Annotated in this window: 8 protein-coding genes; 5 read left to right on the forward strand and 3 right to left on the reverse strand. The window is 56.6% G+C overall.

Going from position 1 to position 8,494, the window contains the following annotated elements; translation table 11 throughout:
- The 3 genes from fghA to ptrR all read right to left on the reverse strand — a co-directional run.
- A partial coding sequence (gene fghA / locus RTY00_RS14390) for an S-formylglutathione hydrolase (RefSeq protein WP_312664905.1) occupies positions 1-824 on the reverse strand: 824 nt, incomplete at its 3' end.
- 12 nt (positions 825-836) lie between these two features.
- Entirely contained in the window at positions 837-1,961 is a 1,125-nt protein-coding gene (locus tag RTY00_RS14395; protein ID WP_064739274.1) for an S-(hydroxymethyl)glutathione dehydrogenase/class III alcohol dehydrogenase, read from the reverse strand.
- 67 nt (positions 1,962-2,028) lie between these two features.
- Positions 2,029-2,940, reverse strand: coding sequence for a putrescine utilization regulator PtrR (ptrR, locus tag RTY00_RS14400; RefSeq protein WP_101763711.1), 912 nt, complete (start codon positions 2,938-2,940; stop codon positions 2,029-2,031).
- A 99-nt stretch (positions 2,941-3,039) separates the two neighbouring features.
- On the opposite strand from ptrR, the gene RTY00_RS14405 reads away from it, so the two are divergent.
- From RTY00_RS14405 to mglB, 5 genes are all read left to right on the forward strand, one after another.
- Complete coding sequence (locus RTY00_RS14405; RefSeq protein ID WP_312664906.1) at positions 3,040-4,167, forward strand: YbfB/YjiJ family MFS transporter; 1,128 nt, start codon at positions 3,040-3,042, stop codon at positions 4,165-4,167.
- A 117-nt stretch (positions 4,168-4,284) separates the two neighbouring features.
- Positions 4,285-4,950 carry a GTP cyclohydrolase I FolE gene (gene folE, locus RTY00_RS14410; RefSeq protein WP_008104975.1) on the forward strand — a complete coding sequence of 222 codons (666 nt, stop codon included), beginning with the start codon at positions 4,285-4,287 and terminating at the stop codon, positions 4,948-4,950.
- Between the two features lie 53 nt (positions 4,951-5,003).
- Positions 5,004-6,164, forward strand: coding sequence for a DUF418 domain-containing protein YeiB (gene yeiB / locus RTY00_RS14415; protein ID WP_312664907.1), 1,161 nt, complete (start codon positions 5,004-5,006; stop codon positions 6,162-6,164).
- A gap of 142 nt (positions 6,165-6,306) precedes the next feature.
- The gene (gene galS, locus RTY00_RS14420; RefSeq protein WP_312664908.1) at positions 6,307-7,347 is read left to right on the forward strand and encodes an HTH-type transcriptional regulator GalS; all 1,041 of its coding nucleotides are present in this window, start codon (positions 6,307-6,309) and stop codon (positions 7,345-7,347) included.
- A 303-nt stretch (positions 7,348-7,650) separates the two neighbouring features.
- Positions 7,651-8,494, forward strand: an 844-nt coding sequence (mglB, locus tag RTY00_RS14425) for a galactose/glucose ABC transporter substrate-binding protein MglB (protein WP_312664909.1), incomplete at its 3' end; no start/stop codon positions are given.

Consider the following 8,494-nt stretch of genomic DNA (forward strand, 5'->3'; position numbering starts at 1 on the left):
GCGTGGAAACGCAGATGGTCTTCCACGAAGCTGGCGATAAAGAAATAGCTATGGTCGTAACCCGGCTGAATGCGTAACTCCAGCGGGAAACCTTGCTCACGCGCCACCGCTTCCAGTCGCTCTGGACGCAGTTGATCGGCGAGGAACTGATCGCTATCCCCTTGATCAATCAGAATCGGCAAGCGCTGTTCCACGTCACGCATCAACAGACAGCTATCCCATTCACGCCACGTCTCACGATCTTCACCCAGATAAGCTGCAAAGGCCTTCTGGCCCCACGGCACTTCGGTCGGATTGACGATCGGCGCGAAAGCCGAAGCAGACGCAAAACGCCCGCCAAGACGCAGCGCCAGCACCAGCGCACCGTGTCCGCCCATCGAATGCCCCATCACCGACTGACGATCGCTCAGCTTGAAGTTATCCGCCACCAGCTCCGGCAGTTCGCTGCTGAGGTAGTCGAACATGCGGAAGTTCGCCGCCCACGGCTGCTGCGTGGCGTTGAGGTAGAAACCTGCGCCCTGGCCGAGATCGTAACCGCTGTCGTTCGCCACCTCGTCACCGCGCGGGCTGGTGTCCGGCATAATCAGCACCAAACCCAGCTCCGCAGCTACGCGCTGTGCGCCAGCTTTGGTAGTGAAGTTCTCATCGCTGCAGGTCAACCCAGCGAGAAACCACACCACCGGCGGCGGCGCGTCACTCTGCGGCGGCGGCAGAAAAATGCTGAAGGTCATCGGACAGTTCAGCACCGCCGACTGATGACGCCAGCGCTGCTGCCAGCCACCAAAGATGCGATGCTCTTCTAACAGCTCCAAAGTGGAAGCCATAACGTCTCCTGATTACTTAGTAAAATGCACCACCGTACGAATTGATTTCCCTTCATGCATCAGATCAAAGGCGTCGTTAATCTCTTCCAGCGGCAGGTTGTGGGTGATGAAATCGTTCAGCGCGAATTTACCGTCGAGGTAATCCTGCACGATGCCCGGCAACTGTGAACGGCCTTTCACGCCACCAAACGCGGAACCACGCCATACGCGGCCGGTCACCAGCTGGAATGGACGGGTAGAAATCTCCTGGCCCGCGCCAGCAACGCCGATGATCACCGATTCGCCCCAACCTTTATGGCAGCACTCCAGCGCCGAACGCATCACGTTGACGTTACCAATGCACTCGAAGGAGAAATCGACGCCGCCGTCGGTGAGTTCAACGATCACATCCTGAATCGGCTTATCGTGATCTTTCGGGTTGATCAGATCGGTTGCACCCAGTTTGCGCGCCAGATCGAATTTACTGGTGTTGAGATCGATACCGATGATGCGACCGGCTTTCGCCATCTTCGCGCCGATAATCGCCGACAAACCAATGCCGCCGAGGCCGAAGATCGCCACGGTATCGCCTTCTTTCACTTTGGCCGTGTTCATCACCGCGCCCATGCCGGTGGTGACGCCGCAGCCCAGCAGGCACACTTCTTCCAGTGGCGCTTCTTTGCTAATCACCGCCAGCGAGATTTCCGGTACCACGGTGTATTCAGAGAAAGTTGAAGTGCCCATGTAGTGGAAAATCGGCTTGCCGTCTTTGAAGAAGCGGGTGGTGCCGTCTGGCATCAAACCTTTGCCCTGGGTGGCACGAATCGCCTGACACAGGTTGGTTTTGCCAGAGAGACAGAACTTACACTTGCCGCACTCTGGGGTGTAAAGCGGAATCACGTGGTCGCCGACGGCCACGCTGGTCACGCCTTCACCGACCGCTTCTACCACGCCGCCGCCTTCGTGGCCGAGGATCGCCGGGAATACACCTTCCGGATCTTGTCCAGACAAGGTGTAAGCATCGGTGTGGCACACGCCGGTGGCCACGATGCGCACCAGCACTTCACCTTTTTGCGGTGGCATCAGATCCACTTCTTCGATTTTCAGCGGTTCGCCAGCTGCCCAGGCAACGGCGGCGCGGGTTTTAATCATGTTCATGCAATCCCTCTTCCTGTAGATGCGGGGTAAGTGGCCCCGATGGTCGTGATGTCGATAAAACAGAAACTCACTCGGCAACGTGCAGCGGATGCCGCAACTCGTCGTTAACCGGGCGATCGTCAAACAGTTCAATAATCAAATACTTCAGCGCTTCCACGTTAGGGGTAAACGCATCGCGCCGCCACATCAGCCAGGTGGCGGTATCGCGGTAAGCGGGCGGTAACGCATGCTCCTGCACGCGTGCGCGCGCCGGCATTTGTGCCAGCACCGAGGCGGGAATCATCGCCACGCCGGCGCCACCGGCGACGCACGCTACCATCGCGTGATAGGACTGAATCTCCATCACGCTGCTCGGCGCGGTCTGGCTTTCGCGATACCAGGCTTCCAGCTTGGTGCGGTAGGAACAGCTATTGCGGAAAGCAAACAGCGTGTCGCCTTGGACATCGCGCGCGCTGGCAATCGGCGCATGTTCCGGGCTGGTGATCAGCACCATCTGCTCGTTAAAGGCAATGCAGCCGTTGAGATCGTCGTGTGCCACCGGGCCATCCACCAGCGCGGCGGCCAGCGTACCTTCACGCACCTTGTCAATGATTTCACCGGAGGTATTGGTGATCAGCGACAGCTCTACCGCCGGAAAACGCTGGTGATAGGCCGCCAACAGCGCAGGCAGCCGCGTCGCGGCGGTGCTCTCCATCGAACCAAGCGCGAAATTACCGCCCGGCTCACCGGCGCGCGCCATATTCAGCGCTTCATCGCTCAGCGCCAGGATACGCTGCGCATAGTTGAGGAAATTGTGGCCCATCGGCGACAAACGAATGCGTTGCTTCTCACGAATAAACAGATCAACGCCAATTTCATCTTCCAGCTGGCGCAGACGCGTGGTGAGATTGGAAGGTACGCGATGGAGTTGCTCGGCGGCACGCGCCAGCGAACCGGATTCGGCGACGGAGCAAAACATGCGGAGCTGTACTAAATCCATATTCTCTTCTCGTAAACAACTTGGTTAATATTATTCACTTTCCGTGAGTTTAAACGTCATGCATGCTAGTGACAAGTGATAAAACATCCTGAGGTCGGTATGGCGTTTCGTGTCGCGCTTAGCGCGTTCTTAAGTTTAGTGGTTGCAATGGGGATTGGGCGATTTGCTTTCACGCCGCAGGTTCCGCTGATGATTCATGACCATCAATTGACGCTCACCAGCGCCAGCCTGGTGGCAGCACTCAACTATCTCGGTTATCTGTTTGGCTCTTTTGATGCGATGCGTGCGCGCAAACGCGTCGAGTGGCGCTTACAGGCGGGCGTGTGGGGCGCGGTGATATTAACGTTGCTGTCGGCCTGTCTCAGCGGTCCGTGGTTACATGGCCTGATTCGTTTCCTGATTGGCTGGGCCAGCGGCTGGGCCATGGTGTTGCTGGCGGCATGGGCCAGCGATCAGCTGCATCATCATGGCCGTCCGGGCTTGCTGGCAGCGGTGTTTGCCGGTCCTGGCACCGGCATCTTTATAAGCGGCATGCTGGCCGTAGCGCTGCATGCCAGCGGCGTCAGCGCGGCCTTTGCGTGGGCGGCGTATGGTTTGCTGGCGCTGTTGCTGATTGCCGCAATTGCGCGTTTTCTACCGCGTACCGGCCAATTGCATCGTCCCGATCAAGCCGCATCGCCGTTGGTATTGAATGGCGATCTCAAGCGCTTGGTAATGAGCTACAGCCTTGCCGGATTTGGCTACATTCTGCCTGCCACCTTTCTGTCGCAAATGGCGGCGGCGCGTTTTCCTGACAGCGCCTTTGCCCAGTTTGTCTGGCCGGTATTTGGTGGCGCGGCGGTGATCGGCATCGTGTTGGGCATCCTGACGCGTCGCTGGGGCAGCAGCCATGCGCGTTTAGCGATAGTGTTGTGGGCGCAGGCGTTGGGCGTTATCGCCGCGATTGTGCTGCCGGGTTTAAATGGCCTGATGCTGGGCGCGGCTCTGATTGGCGGCGGCTTCCTGTGCGTGGTGCAACTGACGCTGCAATACGGGCGTGAGCTGGCACCGCAACACGCGCGCTATCTTGCCGGTTTGCTTACTACCGGATATGCGGTTGGGCAGTTGGCCGGTCCGCTGCTGTCGTGGATTTCCAGCATGCTGTGGCATCAACTGGAACCGGCGCTGTGGGTGGCGGGCGCCAGTTTAATCGTTGCCGGGATGCTGGTTTTACGTCGCCGCACGTGATGAAAAGCTTATCGGAATGATTACTGGATTAAGGGCGCGGAGTATTTCACAATACGCGCTCAGAATTTCCCCCGTGGGCGAAGACCCGCGGGCGCATCACCTGCCGGAGAAGAGTAAATGAGTATCTTAAGTCAGGAAGCCGCCCTGGTTCACGAAGCGTTGTTGGCGCGTGGTCTGGAAACGCCGCTACGCGCCCCGGTGCGTGAAATGGATGACGACGCACGTAAACGCGAAATTGCCGGCCACATGACGCAAATCATGCAGCTGCTGAACCTGGATCTGGAAGATGACAGCCTGATGGAGACGCCGCATCGTATCGCCAAGATGTATGTGGATGAGATTTTCTCAGGTCTGGATTACGCCAACTTCCCGAAAATCACCGTCATCGAAAACAAGATGAAAGTGGATGAGATGGTGACCGTGCGCGATATTACGCTGACCAGCACCTGCGAACACCACTTTGTGATTATCGATGGCAAAGCCACCGTGGCGTATATCCCGAAAGAGAAAGTGATTGGCCTGTCGAAAATCAACCGTATCGTGCAGTTCTTCGCTCAGCGTCCGCAGGTGCAAGAGCGCCTGACGCAGCAAGTGCTGGTGGCGCTACAAACACTGCTGGGCACCAATAACGTTGCGGTATCGATTGATGCGGTGCATTACTGCGTGAAAGCGCGTGGCGTGAAAGATGCCACCAGCGCCACCACCACCACCTCGCTGGGCGGCCTGTTCAAATCCAGCCAGAACACGCGTCAGGAATTTTTACGCGCAGTTCGCCACAGCTAATCTGTTTGGGCGGCAGCGTGTCGCCCGATTTCCTCTCTTCGTCAGGGCACTCGATGCAACGCTATCTCGCGCTGGATTTCATTCGTGGTTGCGCCATTCTCGGCATCTTGCTGCTCAACATTGTCGGCTTTGCCTTGCCATCGGCGGCCTATCTCAATCCGGCGTGGCGCGGAGAGGCATTAACGTCTGATGCCTGGACGTGGGCGATCATGGATGGCCTGGCGCAGCTGAAATTCCTCACGCTGTTTGCCTTGCTGTTTGGTGCTGGCCTGTACATGCAGGCACCGCGCGGCAGCCGCTGGATGTCGGCGCGTCTGACGCTGCTGGTGCTGCTCGGATTCATTCACGGCATCTTTTTCTGGGAAGGCGATATCCTGCTGGATTACGGCCTGATTGGGCTGATTATCTGGCGCATGCTGCGTGATGTGCCGTCCGACCGTGCGTTGTTACAAACCGGCGCATTACTCTATTTGGTCGGCTGTGGCGTGTTGGTGGTATTCGGCTTAATTTCCAGCCCCAATCCAACGAATTCCTGGCTGCCGGGCGCGGCGGAGCTGCAATATGAAAGCTACTGGAAACTGCTCGGCGGTTGGGAAGCGGTGCAGAATCGGCTGGATCACCTGTCGTCCAGCTTAATGGCGCTGGCGTCACAATATGGCTGGCAGCTAGCGGGGTTAATGCTGATTGGTGCCGCATTGATGCGCAGCGGCTGGCTGAGCGGGCAATTCAGCGTGCAGCACTATCGTCGTTCGGCTGCGCTGCTGCTGACCATCGGCTGGCTGATCGCCATTCCCGGCATCGCCGCGCAGTGGATGATTGGCTGGGAATTCCGCTGGACCGGCTTCTTCCTGCAGGTGCCGCGCGATCTCGCCAGCCCGTTTATCAGCCTCGGTTATGCCGCACTTTGTCTGGGATTCTGGCCGCACATTGCGTCATCGCGCATCAGTTACGCCATTCAATGCGTTGGCCGCATGGCATTGAGCAATTACCTGTTACAGACGCTGATTTGCACCACGCTGTTCTACCGTTTCAACCTGTTCCTCAAGTTTGATCGCCTGCAGCTGCTGGCCTTTGTACCGGCTATCTGGCTGGTTAATATCCTGTTTTCCGTGCTGTGGCTGCGCGTCTTCCCGCAGGGGCCAATGGAGTGGATCTGGCGCAAACTGACGCGTCTTGCCGCGGGAAAACCTGACCCTTCCTCCTCGCTCAGATAATGATGTTCATCACAAAGGTTGCAGAATTGTATGTAACCGTTTTCATTGATGTGACGTGATTCACGTAGTCATTGCAGATGCCCTGACAGAATAGCGCCGTTACGCGCTTGTCGCGCATTTTCAGCCTCTGTGGAACAGCTGCATGATAACGATTCGTGATGTCGCCCGTCAGGCCGGTGTGTCAGTAGCCACCGTGTCGCGTGTGCTCAATAACAGCAGTGCAGTCACCGCCGATACCCGTGAAGCTGTGCTGGCCGCCGTTGACGCGTTAGGCTATCGCCCGAACGCCAACGCGCAGGCGTTGGCCACGCAAATCAGTGACACCATTGGTGTGGTGGTGATGGATGTTTCCGATCCCTTCTTTGGCGCGCTAGTAAAAGCGGTCGATACCGTGGCGCAGCGCGTGCATAAACACGTGTTAATCAGTAACTCCTGGCATCAGGAAGAGAAAGAACGTCACGCAATTGAGGTGCTGATACGTCAACGCTGCAACGCATTGGTGGTGCACGCGAAAACGCTTTCAGACGCCGAACTGACGCAGTTTATGGACCAGGTTCCGGGTATGGTATTGATTAACCGTACTATTCCCGGTTATGAACACCGCTGCGTCTGCCTGGATAACGTCACTGGCGCGCAGGTAGCGACGCGTATGTTGTTACAACAGGGACATCAACGCATTGGCTTTCTTAGCTCCAGTCATCCGATTGAGGATGTGACGCAGCGACGCGAAGGCTGGCTGCAGGCCTTGTCAGAGCAGGGAATTCGTCCGCAGGAGTCATGGATTGCTCATGCTGAACCTGACATGCAAGGCGGCGAAGCAGCGATGGTGGAATTACTGGGCCGTAACTTACATTTAACAGCGGTGTTTTCCTACAATGACGGCATGGCAGCCGGTGCATTGACCGCTTTGAAGGACAACGGCATCCAGGTTCCGCAGCATTTCTCTGTCATTGGCTTTGATGACATTCCCATCTCCCGTTACACCGATCCTCAGTTAACTACGGTCCGTTATCCTATTGTTTCTATGGCAAAACTTGCCACTGAGCTGGCGCTCAAAGGTGCTGCTGGCGAGCTGGATATCAATGCATCACACTGCTTTATGCCCACGCTGGTACGTCGCCATTCTGTCGCCCAGCGGCAAATTGTGGAGTCGGTCACTAATTCAGGCGATAGCTCAGCGTAACCGTTTCCAATCTGTGATTGCATTCACAGTTAATTAACATGCCGCTCACTATGATGGCAGCGTCTTACCGGACTGAAACATCATGTAACGCTGAGAAATCCTCTTCCCAGCAGGTTTCAGTAGCCGATTGAAATAGTTCACAACACTCTTCAGGAAGCGTTTACCTACAGGGAAGTCAGGATTGCGATGGTGGCCCGGCTTTGCGTTACGCGTCCGCCCATTATCAGGTTTACAACCGACGGCGCTGTTTGCCCGCAGGCAAATAGCGCAATGAAATGCCCTACATAAAAAACCGGAGATACCATGAATAAGAAGGTTTTCACGCTCACAGCACTGGTTGCCAGCATGATGTTTGGTGCAACTGCGCACGCCGCCGATACCCGCATTGGCGTGACGATTTACAAATACGACGACAACTTCATGTCGATGGTGCGTAAGGACATTGAGAAAGAAGCGAAATCATTGGGCGGCATTCAGCTGCTGATGAACGACTCACAAAACGACCAGTCCAAACAGAACGACCAGATTGACGTGCTGATGGCAAAAGGCGTGAAAGCGCTGGCCATCAACCTGGTGGATCCGGCTGCTGCGGCAGTGGTGATTGATAAAGCGCGCGGCAACGATGTGCCGGTGGTGTTCTTCAACAAAGAACCTAACGCCAAAGTGCTGGCCAGCTATCCGAAAGCCTACTACGTCGGTACCGACTCTAAAGAGTCAGGCATCATCCAGGGTCAGCTGATTGAGAAGCACTGGAAAGCTACGCCAGCCTGGGATCTGAATAAAGACGGTACGATTCAGTTCGTGCTGCTGAAAGGCGAGCCGGGCCATCCGGATGCTGAAGCACGTACCAAATACGTGATCGATACCCTGAACAAAGACGGTCTGAAAACGCAGCAGCTGGCGATGGATACCGCGATGTGGGATACCGCACAGGCAAAAGACAAAGTTGACGCCTGGCTCTCTGGCCCGAACGCCGACAAGATTGAAGTGATCATCGCCAACAACGATGCGATGGCAATGGGTGCGGTTGAAGCGCTGAAAGCGCACAACAAAACCAGCATTCCAGTGTTCGGTGTCGATGCACTGCCAGAAGCGCTGGCGCTGGTGAAATCAGGCGCACTGGCCGGTACCGTGCTGAACGATGCGG

The sequence above is a fragment of the Pantoea sp. CTOTU49201 genome, from assembly GCF_032054795.1.
GTDB lineage: Bacteria > Pseudomonadota > Gammaproteobacteria > Enterobacterales > Enterobacteriaceae > Pantoea > Pantoea symbiotica.